Below are 15,658 nucleotides of genomic sequence, written 5' to 3'. Positions count from 1 at the left end.
TTTTCCTTGAAAAACTCCCTTATTTGGGAGTTTTTATTATTGAAGTAGGCTTGCTAGTTTAGTTTGTAACATTACATTTGAATGAGCATTTGCAAATAAAAATGCATTTTCTTTTAGGTAATTTGCATTAAAATCATTGATATTTTGAGCTAAGTCATTATTTTGTAATTTGCTTTCAGCTTCTTTAGTGTTAATACTAGTTTGCAAAGATGAGTTGATATTAGAATGGATAGCGTTAATTCCAGCACCAATATCTGCGCGTAAAGAACCTACTTGATCTTGAAAATCACGAATTCCGTCTTGATTTTCAAGGCTTAAATTTGCTGTGCTTGGTTGATTTAAATTAATACTTTCAACCCCAGTACCAACAACAAAATCCATACTTTGAAATACATTTTTTCCATTAAAAGTCGCATTAGAAAAAGCATCATTGATTGAAGTTACAAGTTTGCTTGCTTCAGAATTTAGCATACTTTTTTGTCTGTCATTTAAAGCAGCATTGTTTGAGCGCACTGAAAGTTCATTAAGTTTATCTGCAGTAGCTGAAATGTTATTTAAAGTTGAATCAGCAATTTGTAAAACTCCTATGGAATCATAGGCATTTAAAATACCTTGATCTATAGTGCTATATTGACTTCTTAAAGAATCAGCTATGGCTAAATTTGCTCCATCGCTCCCATCTATAGCACGGATTGCAGCTATGTTTTCTAAAGCTTTTTCTTGGCTTTTTTGAGCTTGATTTAAGTAGTGATTTTGTTGAGTTGTTCCTATATCGCCTATTTTCATCTTTGACTCCTTTTAAAGACTTATTTTATTATATCATTTTTTTGTTTTAAAATTTAAGAAAAACAAAATTACTTGTGATAACATGATAATTTTCATCACAACTTCACTTGCACCATGAATTTTTATAAATTCTTGAGTTTTAGTTGCTTCTTCTCCTAAACTTTGTGCTTCTAAAACATAAACAGTGAAGTAAAATACAAAAAGCAAACTTAGTGCCAAAATGATCAAAGAAAGCATAAATTTTGAAAAATTTATTTTAAAAGTTAAATTTTTGTCTTTAAATGAAAAAATTTCTATTAAAATAGACAAAACACTCACACCTAACAAAACATAGCCAAATTGCACAAAAATGTGTGTCATTAAAAGCCCACTTTGAAAATGAGTTAAAACCCCTTCACCTATGAATTTAGCAGGATAAAATATAGTCGGAGCTAAAAACACACCTATGCTAATTTCAATCCCAATTAAGCTTGCTAGTAAAAATAAATATATTGATTTCATATTTTCTCCTATAATAAAGATAATTATAGTCTAATTTTTTAAATTCCATGCAACAAAAGCTCTATCAAATCCATTATAATCTTGATAAAAAGTAGCCTTAAAATCATTTTCTTTTAAAATTTTATTTAAAATTGTTTTTTGATCATAGCCAAACTCACATGCTAAGACTTTTGTGTTGTGATTTTTGGCAAAAAGAATAATTTCATGTAAAATTTCCCAACCTTTATCTCCGCCAAATAAAGCATTGTGTGGTTCGTTTTGAACCCATTTATCTAAAGGATAGTCATTTTTTATGTAAGGAGGATTAGAAAAAATAAAGTCAAAATTTCCTTGCATATTTTTAAAATCACAAAGTTGAAAATTGATTAAATTTGAAACATTATGAAAATCTGCATTTTTTTTAGCAAGCTCTAATGCTTTTGGATTGATATCACAAGCTTGTATAAAAATTTGTTTTAACTTTGCTAAGCAAATACTTAAAATTCCACTTCCAAAGCCAATTTCAAGTATATTTTTAAAAGAGTTATGATCTAAAATTTCTAAACATCTTTCAAGTAATATTTCACTATCAAAACGCGGTATCAAAACCCCTTTTTTAGTAAAAAAATCAAAACCATAAAATTGTGTTTTTTGAAATAAATACTCAAAAGGCTCACCATTTAAAAATCTATCTACATATTCTAAAAAAACTTTCTCATTGATTTGAAATTCAGGATTTAAAAAAATCCAAGCTTTATCTTTTTGCAAAAGCTCACAAAGAATAAAAAGTATATATTCTTTGTGAGTAGGATCTTTTGCGTAAGCTTGCTTTAAAGCTTGTTTGATTGAAATCATTGCAAAGCTTTGATTCTATCATAAATACAAGGATGACTTAGATGAAAGAAAGTATAAATTTTACTTGTTTTAATAAAGGCTTTGTTTTCTTTTGCTAAAGCTATGAGAGCATTTTTCATATCTTCTTTAGAGCTTAGTTTTGCTCCGTGTAAGTCAGCATTAAATTCATTTTTTTGACTCATTTTATTAAGCAGTGGAGAAACAATAAAAGTAAAAATATTTCCAAAAATCAATAAAAGTGCAAAAACTCCAGCATTCACTCCATCTAAATGACTTTCAATATAAAAAAAGCTTGGTAAATGTGCAAAGATGAAAAATAAAGCAAAAAGCATCAAAGCACTAGCAAATAACATTTTTAGCAAATCTTTATGCGCAAAATGTCCTAGCTCATGACCCAAAACAGCAATGAGTTCTTTTTCTTTTAAAGCATTTAAAAGTGTATCAAAAAGCACTACTCTTTTGCTTTTAAATAAGCCACCAAAATAAGCATTTAATCTTTTATCTCTTTTGCTTGCATCAATAACATAAACACCATTTGCACTAAAGCCACATTTTTGCATTAAATTAGTGATTTTTTCTAATAAATTTTCATCTTCAAGTTTTTTCATTTTGTTAAACATAGGTGCAATAAGTGTAGGGTAGATGAGATTTATAATAAGTATAATTATAAAGCTTAGAGCAAAAGCCACTACCCACCAGTATGTGTTAAAAAATTCAAAGCAAAATACTAAGGCATAGATGATTAAAAAGCCAAAAACAAGCATTAGAGCTAAAGATTTAATGCTGTCTTTAACAAAAAGCGCTAAAGTCATATTTGAAAAGCCGTGTTTTTTATCTTTTATAAAGCTTTCATAATAACTAAGTGGTAAATTTAAAATACTAATAATCAATAAAAATGCAAGCAAAAATAAAGTATTTTCTAAGGTAGAATTTTCTTTTATAAAAATTTCTTTTAAATACAAAAAGCCAAAGCTAATCCAAGAAATGTTAACCATCAGATTATAAAGATTAGAAAAGATTTTGTATTTTTCATTTTCTATGGCGATATTTGCAGCATTTTTATAATCTTGTTCATTTAAAATAATTGCTTGTTTTTCTCTTTCTTTTTTTAAAAAAGAAATTTGCACATAAGATATAAAAACCAAAAAAGCTGTATAAATACATAAAATAGTTATCAAAGTCATAGTTTTTCCATGTAATTTTTTTTGTGAAAGTATGCAATAAGAAAGTAAATAAGCATAGGTAAATTACCTATGCTATATAAGAAGAATTCTTGTTTATGTCAATTAGAATGAGTATTTAACGCCAATATTACCAGTTAGGTAAGTTTCATCAGTGTTATCATCTTTATTGCCTAAGATTTGTTTAGCGCCTACACTTAGATCAATAGAAAATCTATCTGTAACGCTAATATTGCTTCCGATAAGGATTTTACCGAAAGTTTTATCTTTTTCAGCACCAGCTACATTATAGCTAAAATCACTTCCTGTGAAACGACCTTTAAAATCATCCCCACTCATAGCAAAAAATTGTTCGATTTTTGGAGTTACATAGAAATAGCTACCACCGTCAAAGAATTTTCTAAATTCTGCTCCAATTTCAGCACTCGCTGCGAAACTATCCATTGAGTAAACTTTTTGAGCCCAAAGACCATTTTCTGTATAATCTGGAGTGTGGCTATAATAAAGATTTAGTCCAATTAAAGGTTTGATTGAAAAGCTATCACTAAAATCAAATACATAACCATAGTTACCACTTGCACCTAAGTAGGTTTGTGTAAAATCAGACTTTTGCACTGAGCCATTTACAAATCTTTCTTGATCTGCAAAGCTAAATTGTGCATAAGATTTAATATCAAATTCATGTTGACCATTTGTAATTCTTGAGTAAAGACCTAGTTGTAAATTATTAGAGTCTTGATTTAAAGAATTATGATTTAATTGTGAATCAGCATAAGTTAAATATGCGCCAAAGAAAATAGCATCGCTAAATTGTCTATCAATACCTATAGTAGTTCCATATACACCTTCGCTTTCGCTACCAATTATATTTGCACCACCAAATGCATTAGCCCATACGCTATTTTCACCAGTGCTTCTTGATTGCGCCATTCTAGTAGCAATAGCCATCTCGTTAGCCAAGTTAATAACTTGAATAGCACCTTGGCGGTTAGAATTGTTTGCGCTTTCTCTAGCTGAATCAACTATTGCTTGAGCTTGTCTTACATCGCCTTTGATAGCGTTAACTAAAGCCGAGTTAGCTGCTAAATGTCTATCAGAATTTTTTAAAGATGCTAAAACTGAATCAATTTTGTGCCCATAAGTAATAACTTTTTTGTTATTGCTTATATTATCCATTTCTTTTTTAATATCGGATAGAATTTTATCATAATTAACTTCTTTAGGATCAATACCAGGATTGTTTTGGTTTTGTTCAAAAGCTTTTTGAGCGTAATAATCATGTAGTTGAGTTAGAACTTCTATTCTCATTTCTTTTAGAAGCTTACTAATGCTAATATTTTTAATATTATTTGTTAAGCCACCTTGAGCATAAGCATCATTTCCAATTACATTAAGTCTATAATTGAAGTATTTTTTATCTTGATCTACGATTACTTTTACAACTTCACCTTCATATTCTGCTAGTGCATGACCTTTAAGACCTAAAAGTTTTCCTTCTGGAATTAATAATACATTTCTAACGGTATTTACTTCTGCAAATTCTTTGTTGAAGTTTGTAGCACTCATTAAGTAAACGCCTTTTTCTGTTACAGGGTTACTAAAGTTTGCAAGCTCAAACACAGAATTTCTAATTACTGCATTACCATTTACTGTAAATTGATGTGGTCCATGTAGAGTAAATAATGAATCATGAGCAAAAAGGTCTCCATTGATAGTTAAAGCACCATTATAGTTAATACCATTAAAATCACCTGCTATGATTTTAAAGTTCGCATGATCCATATTAACATTACCATCAATTAAGCCATCATGGAAAACATTTAGAGAAACATTTTCTCTTGAGTCTTGAATCCAAGTTGGTCCCCATGGTCTTAAACTAGGATTATTCATATTGATACCAGTATCTGGATCAAATTCTGCACCAAAACCAGGATCTATAAAATTTTCTTCATCATCTGGTGTTGATATTCCAGGAGAACCAGGAAAGCCAAAACCAGGATCTGGGTTTGCTATCACTATATTATCTGGATTTTTTTTGCCTATGAAGTTTACTTCTTTAGCTTTGATAGCAAAAGAATAATGAGGTTTTATACCGCCTATAGATCCTTCATATTTTCCATCTTTTCCACCAATATTAATAATACTGTTAGCCGCATTTATTGTTAAATGTTTAATAGGTGTTTCTAATATAGCACCTTGTCCATAGTCATTATCGCCTAAATCATTATCAATATGAAAAATTTGTCCTTGAGGTTTTGAGATTACATATTGATATTCCCCATTTCCTAGATGCACCAATTGATTGTCACTGATTACTATAGAATCAGATGGTGTTAATGCACTAGCTGAACTAGCTACAAAAGTAGCAACGCAAGCGGAAAGAAAAATTTTTCTATTCAACTTTTTCATTGTTCTGAAACTCCTTAATAAAATTATAATTTTATTGAAAAAACATTATAACAACAATAACAAAAAAAGTCAATTAAAAACAAATAAAATTTACGACTGTTAAATAGAGTAAATAAAATAATAAAAAATTATTATAAATTATCCTCAATTTTTTCTAAAACATCAAAATAAACTTCTTCTAAAATACTAAGTTCATTTTCTAAGGAATTTAGCTTTTCATAAAGGGTGTTTATACCTAGCTCTTGATAAATTGTAGGATTACTTAGAGCATTTTTTATTTCTTTTATTTCTTCTTCTAATTTATGAATTTTATCAGGATATGAGTTTAAAATTTCATTTTCTTTATAGCTTAGTTTTTTACTCGATTTTTCTTTTGTTTTTACACTTGCGGTGGTGTTTGTTTCTAAGCTTTTAGAAAATTCTTCAAAGTCTTTGTATTCTTTTTCATTTTCTAAATATTCACTATAAGAAAGAACTTCTATATTAATATTTGCATTATCTTCAAAAGCATAAAGTTTAGTTGCTATTTTATCAACAAAATATCTATCATGTGAGACAAGCAAAATCGCACCTTCAAAAGAAAGTAAGTATTCTTCTAAGATATTAATCGTAGCTATGTCTAAATCATTTGTTGGTTCATCTAAGATTAATACATCATATTCTTTAGTAAAAAGCAAGGCTAGAGCAACTCTGTTTTTCTCGCCCCCACTTAGCACACTCACGCTTTGCTCTAAAAATTCTTTTGGAAATAAAAATTGTTTTAAATACCCATAAACATGCATATTTTTACCACGCACTTGAATGTGATCACCGCCATTTGGGCAAAAAATTTCTAAAAGTTTTTTATCAGTATTTAATAAACTCCTGCTTTGATCAAAATAGCCTATTTTAACTTCACCTCTTTTAATCTCTCCGCTATCAAGCGGAATTTGATCAAGTAAAATCTTTAAGAAAGTAGATTTCCCACAGCCATTTTTACCTACTATGGCTATGCGTTCACCTTGTAAAATTCGTGCATTAAAGTCTTTAAAAAGTGTCTTGTTGGCAATAGACTTTGAGATATTTTTAAGTTCAAAAAGCATTTTTTTGCGGTTCTGGCTTTGAGTTTGGTTAAAATTTTTACTTGCTCTTTTGATTTCAAGTTGTAAGCGTTTGATAGCTCCTGGGTTTTTCTTAGCTTCTTCACGCATTTTAAAAATGCGTTCTTTGCGTCCTTCGTTGCGTTTAAGCCTAGCTTTGACTCCTCTTCTTAGCCATTCTTCCTCACTTTTTAATTGCTTAAGCAAGGTTTCATGGCTTTTAGCTAAGGAAGCTAAAATAGCTGCTTTTTTTTCTAGATATTGCGTATATCCACCCTCAAAAATGCTTAATTTTCCTGCTTCTATTTCTACGCATTTTTGCGCTATAGCATCGATAAAATACCTATCATGAGAGATGAAAATAACACACATTTTAGAGGTTTTTAACCTTTCTTCTAAAAAGTTACTCATATATACATCTAGATGATTAGTTGGTTCATCAAGCAATAATATATCAGGATTTTTTAGCAAAAGTGTGCAAAGCCCTACGCGTCTTATTTCGCCCCCACTTAAAGAGCAAAGTGTTCTGTCTTTGTATTCTAATAGTTTAAATTCTTCTAATATTCTTTGTATTTTTTGGTCTAAATTCCATGCGTCTTTTGAATCTATAAATAAACTTAATTCATCTACTTTTTTTAAATATTCTTTATTTTCAGGATCAAAAGCTAGTTTTTCATTATAGCTTTCAAATTCTTTCAAGGCTTGGTAAATTTCTTCAAGTTCTTTTTTGATGGCTTCGCTTACGCTTAAGGTGCTTTCAAAGCTTACTTGTTGGCTTAGCATACCTATACTAGTGTTATTTTGTTTAATTACTCTACCACTGTCTAATTTTAAAGTCCCCATAAGGGCTTTTAAAAAGCTTGATTTTCCTTCACCATTTTTGCCTATAATGGCGATTTTTTCTCCTAAATTTGCACTAAAATTTGCATTTTCTAAAACTATTTTTGTATTAAATTTCTTATTTGCGTCGATTAAATCTATTAAAGCCAAATTTCTTTCCCAAATGTTTTTTACGATTTTACTTTAAAAAGTATTAATTTTGCTTAAATAAAATTACGCCATGAGAGCATTTGTTTTTTTTACTTTATTAGTTTTATTTTTTGCTTTGGCAAATTGGTATATTTATAAAAGATTTTTAAGTAGGGTTGATTTTTTAAAACCTTATAAGAAGTTTGTATTAGCTTTTGTTTTAATAGTTTTTGCATGTGAATTAATCTTTTTTGTAAACATGCGCGGGGATTTTTTGTATGAAAAGCTTTATTATATTTTAGCTATTTTTCCTACTGTTACTTGTTTTTTCTTGCTTTTTGGAGTGATTTTTGAAATTGGCTCTTGGGTTTTTTTTAATGAAAATAAAAAAGAGCAAATTTTCAATGTCCAAAGAAGAAAGTTTTTAAAATTAATTTTTGATTCTTGGCTTATTATACTTAGCGTTAGTATGGTATTTAAAGGTTTTGTAAATGCTATTAGCACACCTAAGGTTAATGAGGTAGATATTAAAATTAAAAATTTAAAAGAAGATTTAAATATAGTTTTACTTTCTGATGTGCATTTGGGAAAAAATTTAGGAGAAGATTTTTTAAAAACCTTAATCGATGAAGTTAATGCTTTAAATGCTGATATGGTCATTATAGCTGGGGATTTAATCGATGCAGATATAGCTAGTATGACTTATATTAATTTATTAGAAAATTTTAAATCAAAATATGGTACTTATTTTGTTTATGGAAATCATGAGTATTATAATGATATAAATGCGATAAGCAAAAAGCTTAAAACGCTTAAGAATTTCAAAGTTTTGGAAGATGAAAGTATTGATTTTGGGGATTTTACTTTAAGTGGGACTTTGGATTTGGCTGCCAAGCGTTTGGGTTTTAAAGAAAGCAATATAGAAAAAATCAAAACTCAAATCAATCAAGAAAAGGTTAATATTTTAATCACTCATCAACCAAAGTATGTAAAAACTTATGATGTAAGTAGATTTGATTTGATTTTATCAGGACATACTCATGCAGGACAAATTTTCCCTTTTTCTTTGCTAGTATATTTAGAACAAGGTTTTGTGTATGGGCTTTATAAATTAAGCAAAGATAGTTTGCTTTATGTAAGTAGTGGAGCTGGATTTTGGGGGCCTGCTGTGAGATTTTTAGCCCCTAGTGAGATAGCTTTGATTAGATTAAAAGGAGAATGAGTGGGATTTAGCAATAGTGCTTCAAAAATGTTTGGAATCATAGCAAAATATAAATTTCCAAAAATTATACAAAAAAATATTAATAAAGCTTATGTAAATGCTTTTAATATCAATATGAGTGAATTCAAACCTTTAGAAGAATATGAGAGTTTAAATGCTTTATTTACAAGAACTTTATTAAATGAGCGAGAATTAGAAGATGGCTTTATAAGTCCAAGTGATGGTAAAATTTTAGAACTTGGAAGTAGCTTTCAAAATGATTTAAAAGAAAATTTAGCCTTTAGCATTAAAGGTTCAAGTTATAGTATAGAAGAGCTTTTAAAAAACTCAGCTAGTAAAGAAGAATTAGAAAATGGCATAGATTATGCAAATATTTATCTATCTCCAAAAGATTATCATCATTATCATGCACCTTGTAATATGCAAATTTTAAGTGCTACTTATATGAGCGGGGCCTTATTTAGTGTGAGTGAGGCAAAGTTAGCTAAAATTATAAACCTTTATACTAAAAACGAAAGAGTAGTTTTAAAGTGCTTAGTGGAAGGAAAATTTATACTTTGGATGGTATTTGTGGGTGCGCTAAATGTCGGTAAAATGCACTTTAGCTTTGATACTAGCATACAAACTAATGCAGCAAATTTTGATTTTACTCATACCTATGAAGATCTTTTTGTAAAAAAAGGCCAAAGACTTGGAAATTTTGAACTAGGTTCAACTATAGTTTTAATCGCTCAAAAAGGGTTTTTAAAATTTAGTAAAAATGCTTATGAGCAAGTTGAATTTTCTAAGAAGATTGCGGACTTTGCTTAGTCTCATCTTCATTAGCAACTTTATATAAAAAGGCAAAAATTTCAGCCACTGCTTTATACATATTAGGTGGGATTTCATCGCCTAGATCAAGTTTGCTAAGCACTTCTACTAAGTCTTTGTCTTCTTTTATGGGTATGCCATTTTCTTTGGCTAAAGAGATGATTTTAGCAGCGTTTTCACCTTTGGCATTAGCTAGGATTTTTGGTGCATTTTGTTCTTCTTTGTTATAGCCTAGTGCAACGGCTTTTTTTGTTTTTTTAGCCATTTTTAAGCCCTTGTGTCAAAACCCATATTAAAGTCATTATATTCTTCTTGATTGTGAAATTTACTTTTAATTATATCACTGATGAAAAAATTAGAGCTTAGAAGTCCTACTTTAACTAAGGCTTTTTTTAGTTCATGTGCTCTTTCATAAAGTTTTTTTCTAAAATTAGCATTTTCTATCATCATATTTATATCGATGTATTTATCATTACTTAGAGATAAAAATACATTGATTTTTCCTAATTTTTCAAATTCAAGATTAATTTGTGCATAAAATTTATCTTTTTTACCGCGCTTAAAAACTACATTAGATTTTTCTAAATCATCCCAAAAAAAAGGTAAAAAAGTATGAATGCTATTATTGGCTAAAGATAAAAGTTGGTTAAATTCAAGCTGAGCTATAAGACGATTTGCTTGATTTAGTATGCTTTCATTGTCTAAATTTTTGGCTAGATTAGAAACTTGCAAAAGAGTGGATTTAATATCTTTTTGTAATTCTGAAGAAATTTCTGCACTATCTTTTTGGGTGATTTTTCCAAGATCTTTTATAGAAAGTTCTAATTTTTTTTCTATATTTTTTATATCATCTAAAGAATTTTTTGCCTCATAATTTTTAGGATCTAAAGCTTTTAAAACTTCATTGAGTTTTCTTCCTATTAAGCCTAGTTCTTTGTTTAGATTGTTTAAAAGCTCTTCTTGTAAATTTTGGCTAAAATTAAGATTTTTACTTACATTTTGTTTGAAAATATCTTCTAGTAAAATTTTACCTGAAGTGCTTTTAAATATATCCTCTAGCTTAGTATTATTTGTTTGTAAATTTTGACTTTTACTATCATTTTTACTTAAATCTTCAGTATTTTTTTGTGGTGTTTTTGGCTCTTCTTTGGGATTTTCTTTGATATCTTTACTTTGTGGTATTTTTTCTTCTTTTGTGTTTTGAATTTCTTTATCTTTTGCTATGCTTTCTTGTTTTTGTTGAGTTTCTTTTTTATCCTCTGTGCTTTTTTGTGGAGTTTTTATTTCTTCTTTTAACTCTTCTTTGATGTCTTTAGTGTGTGGAGTTTTGTTTAAATTTTCTTGTGTTGTTTCGGTTTTGTTTTTGTGATTTTTTATATCTTTTAAAAGTATTATAAAATCTTTTATATTTTGGCTAAGCTCTTTTAGTATATGAGTGTTTTGAATTTTTATGTTTTCGGGTTTAGCTAGTTCTTTGTTGATAAGTGTTAAATTTTTATTAAGATTTTTGATAAAATTATCCGCAATATTTTGGAGTTTTTCTTGACTAATAGAACTTGGGTTTTTATTGATATAATTTTTAAAATTTTCTATTTTATCAAATAGCTTAAAAAGTGTTTTGTAGTTTGTATTTTCCAAAGAAATTTTATTATCTTTTTTGTGATTTTGTAAGATGTGAATAAGCTCTTTTAAGGTGCTTGTAGTATCAAGATTTTTAAGATCTAAATTACTTATATCGTGTTTTAAATTTTCACTTGTAGCGCCTTTTATAGTACTTAAAAGATTAAAAAAACTCTGTGGTAAATTTTGTTCTTTTAAAGAATGATTGAGCTTTGCTTCTAAAAATATGCCTGAATTTTTCACTAAAGATGAAAGATTTTTATTATTAATATCTTTAGCAGGCTTGACTAAATCTTCTAAAATTTTAAGCAGTTTTTCAAATTCAGGATTTTTTGAAAGCTCTGCTTGGAGTTTTTTTACTTCATTGGCAAAATTAGGTGCAAAATTTAAAACTTTATGATTTTTTAATACTGCCAAATCAGGATCTTTATTGGTTTTGATTTGATCTAAAAGTTTATTAAGTAATTCTTGTAGTTTTTGATCAATTTTGCTAACATAATCTTTGGGTAATTTAACTTCAGAATCGCTTTTGGAAAATAAAGGATTTTTTAACGTTTCATTGAGTGAGGTTTTTTTATCTGATTTTTCACTTTTATTTTCTTTATTTGTTTCATTTTTTGCAAACTGATTTTGATTATTAGAGATATTAGTTATCATCTAGCATTACCATATTACCAGGTTTTCTTTTAAATTTGGTAAGTTTTTTAAATTTTGGTTTATCGATGGCAAATAGTATCAAAATACTTAATAAAACTATATAAAAATACATAAAGCCATAAGCTTGAAAATAATACATCAAAGTTCCCAAAACTGCAGGTGCAAATAAAGCACCAAAAGAATAGGTAAAAAGAACTGCTCTGCCAAGTTCAACTCTTTTGCTAGGATTATCAAGCATATCATTTGCTCTTGCTAAAGAAAGAGCGTATAAACAACACATACCCATGCCTAGCAAAAACCCAAAAAAGTATTTTAGATAAATATTATATTCTAAAAGTAGTATGCAAAGCATAGCGCTTAAAGCAATAAAAGCACACAATATAATGGCAAATTTTCTGCTAATTTTATCAGAAAGAGTTCCGATATAAAGTTGCGAAATAAAGCCACCTACCATAGTAGAGAAAATAAAAATAGAAGCTTCTTTTGCGCCAAATCCTTGTATAAGTACAAATAAAGAAGCCATTGAAAAAAAGCCATTTAAAAGCATGCCCGCTATAAAACTTGTTACTAAGGCTAAAGGCACTATATCAAAAACCTTAGGAATGGAAATTTTTGTTTTTTGTGGCAAAATAGGCTCTTTAATGCGGATTAAAAATAAAGGAATGGAAGCAAACATAATAAAACTAGCGCTTAAAATAAATACTGTATTACTTGGAAAGTCAAAAGACATAAGTAAAATTCCAAAACCTGATGATGAGTAAAATACAACCTCATAAAAGGCTATCACTCTTGAGCGAATAGTGTTTTTTGCTTTTTCATTAAGCCATGATTCTATTACCATTAAAAGCGCATAATAGCAAAAACCTAGCAAAAATCTTAAAAACATCCAAAAATAAAGATTAGAATTTAAGCTATGAAGCATGGTGGCTATACCAAAAATAATAGCAAAAATTCCAAATGATCTTATATGTCCTACTTTAGAAACTATTCTATGGGCACTAATTGTACTTACCATAGCACCAAGAAAATAACAACTTCCTATTACGCCTATATAAAAATTACTAACATTATTATGCTTTAAAATAATAGCTATGGAATTTACTGTTAAAGCACTTCCTATGAAAACAAAAATCATACCAAGAAATAATGCTGTTAGTGATCTAATCGTTCTTTTTGAGCTTAACATTTTCTTATTAAAAAATTATATATTAATACCGCTATGGGTGTGACAAACATTGCACAAAACAAGGCAAAAATACTCATTAAACCTTGAAACTCTAAAAATAAAAATCCTACTATTAAAAACACATAAGCAAAAATTTTAAATAAAGAAAAAAAAGCTAACGCGTTTTTAAAAATACTTTTAAATTTTGGTTTTAAATCGTCATCTATATGGATAAATTTTATAATTTTTGGCAAAGAATGCTGTTTTTTAGCAAAAATTTGTAAAGGTCTTTGCGTAAAATCATAATTTTTAGCTGCTTTAAAAATAAAATTTTTATAATTTAAAAAAGATATTAAAATGATTAAATTTTGAGCTAAAAAGCCAAATTCAAAGCTTATAAAGGTTTTAAAGCTTAATTCTTTGTAAAAAAAAACTCCTACTAAGAAAAGTAAATTTAATCCTAGCAAGAGTTTTAATAAAATTTTAGGCTTTAGGATCATTTTTTAAATCTTTATAGCGATTTTCTTCTTTAAATTCTTCGTAACTTTTTACTTGTGCTTTATAGGCTTTGTAAACATTTAAAATCGCCGCAGCTACTCCTATAAACACTCCTACCCAAAAAAGCCAAACAATACCGGTTAGGTTTTTTAAAAAATAGCCTATACCAACTCCGATTAAAACAGCCACAACCATGGATATACCAAGGCTTAATCCATCTGCAGCTTCTATACCTTTGCGAATGATTTTTTGTCTTTTATTCATAATGCTTTAAAACTTTCTTGTGCTGCTTGTATAGTTTTATCAATGATTTTTTTATCCATACATTCACATATAAAACCTGTTTCAAATTGAGATGGTGCTAAATATACACCTTTGCTTAGCATCTGTGCATGAAATTTGGCAAATAATTTAGTATCTGATTTTAAAGCATCTTGATAATTATTAACAGGGTTTTCGCAAAAGAAAAATCCAAACATAGAACCAACGCAATTAACTTGCAAAGGAATTTTGCAATCATTTGCAGCTTCTTTAAAGCCTTGAGTAAGTCTTTTGCCTAGTTTTTCTAATTTTTCATACAAGCCTTCATAGTTTCTTGCTTTTTTTAAGCTCGCATAACCTGCAGCCATAGCAAGAGGATTACCACTTAGTGTTCCTGCTTGATATACCCCACCTAAAGGACTTAATAAATCCATGATTTCAGCTCTTGCAGCAAAAGCAGCCGCAGGCATACCTCCGCCTATAACCTTACCAAAAGTTACTATGTCAGCTTTTATATTATTAATCCCAAAAGAGCCAAGATATGAAGCTCTAAAGCCACTCATAACTTCATCAAAAATTAAAAGAATTTGATGCTCATCACATAGTTTTCTTAACTCTTGTAAAAATTCTATTTTAGCAGGCACTAAACCCATATTTCCTGCAATTGGTTCTATGATGATACAAGCTATATTATCATCATTATTGATTAAGTTTTTAACACTATCAATATCATTATAAACAGCTACTAGAGTATTTTTAGCTACATCAGTTAAAACTCCTAGCGAGCTTGGGGTGTTAAAAGTAGCTGCACCGCTTCCAGCGCTTACCAATAAAGAATCAGAATGCCCATGATAACATCCTTCAAATTTGATGATTTTATCTTTTTTACTAAATCCTCTTGCAAGACGAATAGCACTCATAGTAGCTTCAGTGCCACTACTTACAAAACGGATTTTATCCAAATGTGGCCAATCTTTTAAGATAAATTTGGCCAATTTAGTTTCAGCTAAAGTTGGCGCACCAAAGCTCGAGCCATGCTCTAATGCTTTTTTACAAGCTTTTTCAATATCCTCATCACAATGTCCAAAAAGTAAAGGTCCCCAACTTTGCACATAATCTATATAAGTATTTTCTTCTATATCGCTAATATAAGCACCTTTGCCTTGTTTGATAAATAAAGGATTGCTACCTACACTTGCAAAAGCACGCACTGGGGAATCTACCCCACCTGCTATATACTCACAAGCTTCCTCAAAGGCTTTTTTATTGTTTTTCATTTTTTACTCCTTTTATTGCTAGTAATATAATCATAAAGTGATTTTATTTCATCTTCTGTTAGCGAGTAAGTTGGCATAATGCTTTTTGCCTCTTGAGGTTGATTTAGAATTTTTCTAAAACGCGTATAAGGAGTGTTTTTAATACTTGGCACAATAAAAGGAATTTTTTCTCCATTTTTAGCGTAATAACCTAGTATTTGTTGACCTCCATCGCCATGACATTTAGCACAACTTATGCCTCTTGGATTTTTGTAAAGGGACTCTTGGTATTCTTTAGGAGAGATAAAATCTTCAGCCCAAGCACCATAAATTATAAAAAATAAAAATAATACAATTTTCATTCATTGCCTTTAACAAAAAAAGAAGTTTTGTTATGATACAATTTTTTA

The 15,658-nt window shown here is 28.9% G+C and carries 15 protein-coding genes; 2 read left to right on the top strand and 13 right to left on the bottom strand.

Features of this window, described 5'->3' with window-relative positions:
• Positions 1–36 precede the first annotated feature (36 nt).
• The 6 genes from L8T82_RS04900 to abc-f all read right to left on the bottom strand — a co-directional run bounded on the left by L8T82_RS04900 (position 37) and on the right by abc-f (position 7,780).
• Positions 37–786, bottom strand: a complete 750-nt coding sequence (locus tag L8T82_RS04900; RefSeq protein WP_263660586.1) for a flagellin — start codon at positions 784–786, stop codon at positions 37–39.
• A gap of 33 nt (positions 787–819) precedes the next feature.
• Positions 820–1,287 carry a DUF4149 domain-containing protein gene (locus L8T82_RS04895; RefSeq protein WP_263726001.1) on the bottom strand — a complete coding sequence of 156 codons (468 nt, stop codon included), beginning with the start codon at positions 1,285–1,287 and terminating at the stop codon, positions 820–822.
• A gap of 30 nt (positions 1,288–1,317) precedes the next feature.
• The gene (locus tag L8T82_RS04890; protein WP_263726023.1) at positions 1,318–2,118 is read right to left on the bottom strand and encodes a HemK/PrmC family methyltransferase; all 801 of its coding nucleotides are present in this window, start codon (positions 2,116–2,118) and stop codon (positions 1,318–1,320) included.
• A complete protein-coding gene (locus tag L8T82_RS04885; protein ID WP_263726000.1) occupies positions 2,118–3,305 on the bottom strand; it encodes a M48 family metallopeptidase in 1,188 nt (395 codons plus the stop codon). The genes L8T82_RS04890 and L8T82_RS04885 overlap by 1 nt, the downstream gene beginning before the upstream one ends.
• Positions 3,306–3,407: 102 nt before the next feature.
• Positions 3,408–5,711, bottom strand: coding sequence for an autotransporter outer membrane beta-barrel domain-containing protein (locus L8T82_RS04880; RefSeq protein ID WP_263725999.1), 2,304 nt, complete (start codon positions 5,709–5,711; stop codon positions 3,408–3,410).
• 131 nt (positions 5,712–5,842) lie between these two features.
• Positions 5,843–7,780 (bottom strand): ribosomal protection-like ABC-F family protein, encoded by a 1,938-nt coding sequence (abc-f, locus tag L8T82_RS04875; RefSeq protein WP_263725998.1) that lies wholly within the window; start codon positions 7,778–7,780, stop codon positions 5,843–5,845.
• A 70-nt stretch (positions 7,781–7,850) separates the two neighbouring features.
• Here abc-f and L8T82_RS04870 point away from each other — a divergent pair, with 70 nt between their 5' ends.
• Positions 7,851–8,981 carry a metallophosphoesterase gene (locus tag L8T82_RS04870; RefSeq protein WP_263725997.1) on the top strand — a complete coding sequence of 377 codons (1,131 nt, stop codon included), beginning with the start codon at positions 7,851–7,853 and terminating at the stop codon, positions 8,979–8,981.
• On the top strand, positions 8,982–9,791 hold the full coding sequence (locus L8T82_RS04865) for a phosphatidylserine decarboxylase (protein WP_263660591.1): 810 nt from the start codon (positions 8,982–8,984) through the stop codon (positions 9,789–9,791).
• On the opposite strand, the gene L8T82_RS04860 is transcribed toward L8T82_RS04865, so the two are convergent.
• Genes L8T82_RS04860 through L8T82_RS04830 form a run of 7 tightly spaced genes read right to left on the bottom strand, consistent with a single transcriptional unit; the run spans position 9,766 to position 15,610 of the window.
• Complete coding sequence (locus L8T82_RS04860) at positions 9,766–10,056, bottom strand: FlhB-like flagellar biosynthesis protein (RefSeq protein ID WP_133319292.1); 291 nt, start codon at positions 10,054–10,056, stop codon at positions 9,766–9,768. The genes L8T82_RS04865 and L8T82_RS04860 overlap by 26 nt on opposite strands.
• A 2-nt stretch (positions 10,057–10,058) precedes the next feature.
• Entirely contained in the window at positions 10,059–12,068 is a 2,010-nt protein-coding gene (locus L8T82_RS04855) for a flagellar hook-length control protein FliK (protein ID WP_263725996.1), read from the bottom strand.
• The gene (locus L8T82_RS04850) at positions 12,058–13,254 is read right to left on the bottom strand and encodes an MFS transporter (RefSeq protein WP_133319290.1); all 1,197 of its coding nucleotides are present in this window, start codon (positions 13,252–13,254) and stop codon (positions 12,058–12,060) included. The genes L8T82_RS04855 and L8T82_RS04850 overlap by 11 nt, the downstream gene beginning before the upstream one ends.
• Positions 13,248–13,733 carry a hypothetical protein gene (locus L8T82_RS04845; RefSeq protein ID WP_263725995.1) on the bottom strand — a complete coding sequence of 162 codons (486 nt, stop codon included), beginning with the start codon at positions 13,731–13,733 and terminating at the stop codon, positions 13,248–13,250. Before L8T82_RS04845 ends, L8T82_RS04850 begins: the two co-directional genes overlap by 7 nt.
• The gene (locus tag L8T82_RS04840) at positions 13,717–13,995 is read right to left on the bottom strand and encodes an AtpZ/AtpI family protein (protein WP_039641170.1); all 279 of its coding nucleotides are present in this window, start codon (positions 13,993–13,995) and stop codon (positions 13,717–13,719) included. Before L8T82_RS04840 ends, L8T82_RS04845 begins: the two co-directional genes overlap by 17 nt.
• A complete protein-coding gene (gene hemL, locus L8T82_RS04835; protein WP_263725994.1) occupies positions 13,992–15,269 on the bottom strand; it encodes a glutamate-1-semialdehyde 2,1-aminomutase in 1,278 nt (425 codons plus the stop codon). The genes L8T82_RS04840 and hemL overlap by 4 nt, the downstream gene beginning before the upstream one ends.
• Positions 15,266–15,610, bottom strand: coding sequence for a c-type cytochrome (locus tag L8T82_RS04830; protein WP_263666734.1), 345 nt, complete (start codon positions 15,608–15,610; stop codon positions 15,266–15,268). The genes hemL and L8T82_RS04830 overlap by 4 nt, the downstream gene beginning before the upstream one ends.
• Positions 15,611–15,658 lie beyond the last annotated feature (48 nt).

It is taken from the genome of Campylobacter sp. IFREMER_LSEM_CL292 (assembly GCF_025771615.1).
Taxonomy (GTDB): domain Bacteria; phylum Campylobacterota; class Campylobacteria; order Campylobacterales; family Campylobacteraceae; genus Campylobacter_D; species Campylobacter_D lari_D.
This window is presented reverse-complemented; position numbering and strand designations above follow the sequence as displayed.

Excerpts from the sequence above, each read along its gene's own strand:
- L8T82_RS04840 (WP_039641170.1), bottom strand. The coding sequence starts at position 13,995 with ATGAATAAAAGACAAAAAATCATTCGCAAAGGTATAGAAGCTGCAGAT.
- L8T82_RS04860 (WP_133319292.1), bottom strand. The coding sequence starts at position 10,056 with ATGGCTAAAAAAACAAAAAAAGCCGTTGCACTAGGCTATAACAAAGAA.
- L8T82_RS04830 (WP_263666734.1), bottom strand. The coding sequence starts at position 15,610 with ATGAAAATTGTATTATTTTTATTTTTTATAATTTATGGTGCTTGGGCT.
- hemL (WP_263725994.1), bottom strand. The coding sequence starts at position 15,269 with ATGAAAAACAATAAAAAAGCCTTTGAGGAAGCTTGTGAGTATATAGCA.
- L8T82_RS04870 (WP_263725997.1), top strand. The coding sequence starts at position 7,851 with ATGAGAGCATTTGTTTTTTTTACTTTATTAGTTTTATTTTTTGCTTTG.
- L8T82_RS04855 (WP_263725996.1), bottom strand. The coding sequence starts at position 12,068 with ATGATAACTAATATCTCTAATAATCAAAATCAGTTTGCAAAAAATGAA.
- L8T82_RS04850 (WP_133319290.1), bottom strand. The coding sequence starts at position 13,254 with ATGTTAAGCTCAAAAAGAACGATTAGATCACTAACAGCATTATTTCTT.
- L8T82_RS04900 (WP_263660586.1), bottom strand. The coding sequence starts at position 786 with ATGAAAATAGGCGATATAGGAACAACTCAACAAAATCACTACTTAAAT.
- L8T82_RS04885 (WP_263726000.1), bottom strand. The coding sequence starts at position 3,305 with ATGACTTTGATAACTATTTTATGTATTTATACAGCTTTTTTGGTTTTT.
- L8T82_RS04880 (WP_263725999.1), bottom strand. The coding sequence starts at position 5,711 with ATGAAAAAGTTGAATAGAAAAATTTTTCTTTCCGCTTGCGTTGCTACT.
- L8T82_RS04895 (WP_263726001.1), bottom strand. The coding sequence starts at position 1,287 with ATGAAATCAATATATTTATTTTTACTAGCAAGCTTAATTGGGATTGAA.
- L8T82_RS04845 (WP_263725995.1), bottom strand. The coding sequence starts at position 13,733 with ATGATCCTAAAGCCTAAAATTTTATTAAAACTCTTGCTAGGATTAAAT.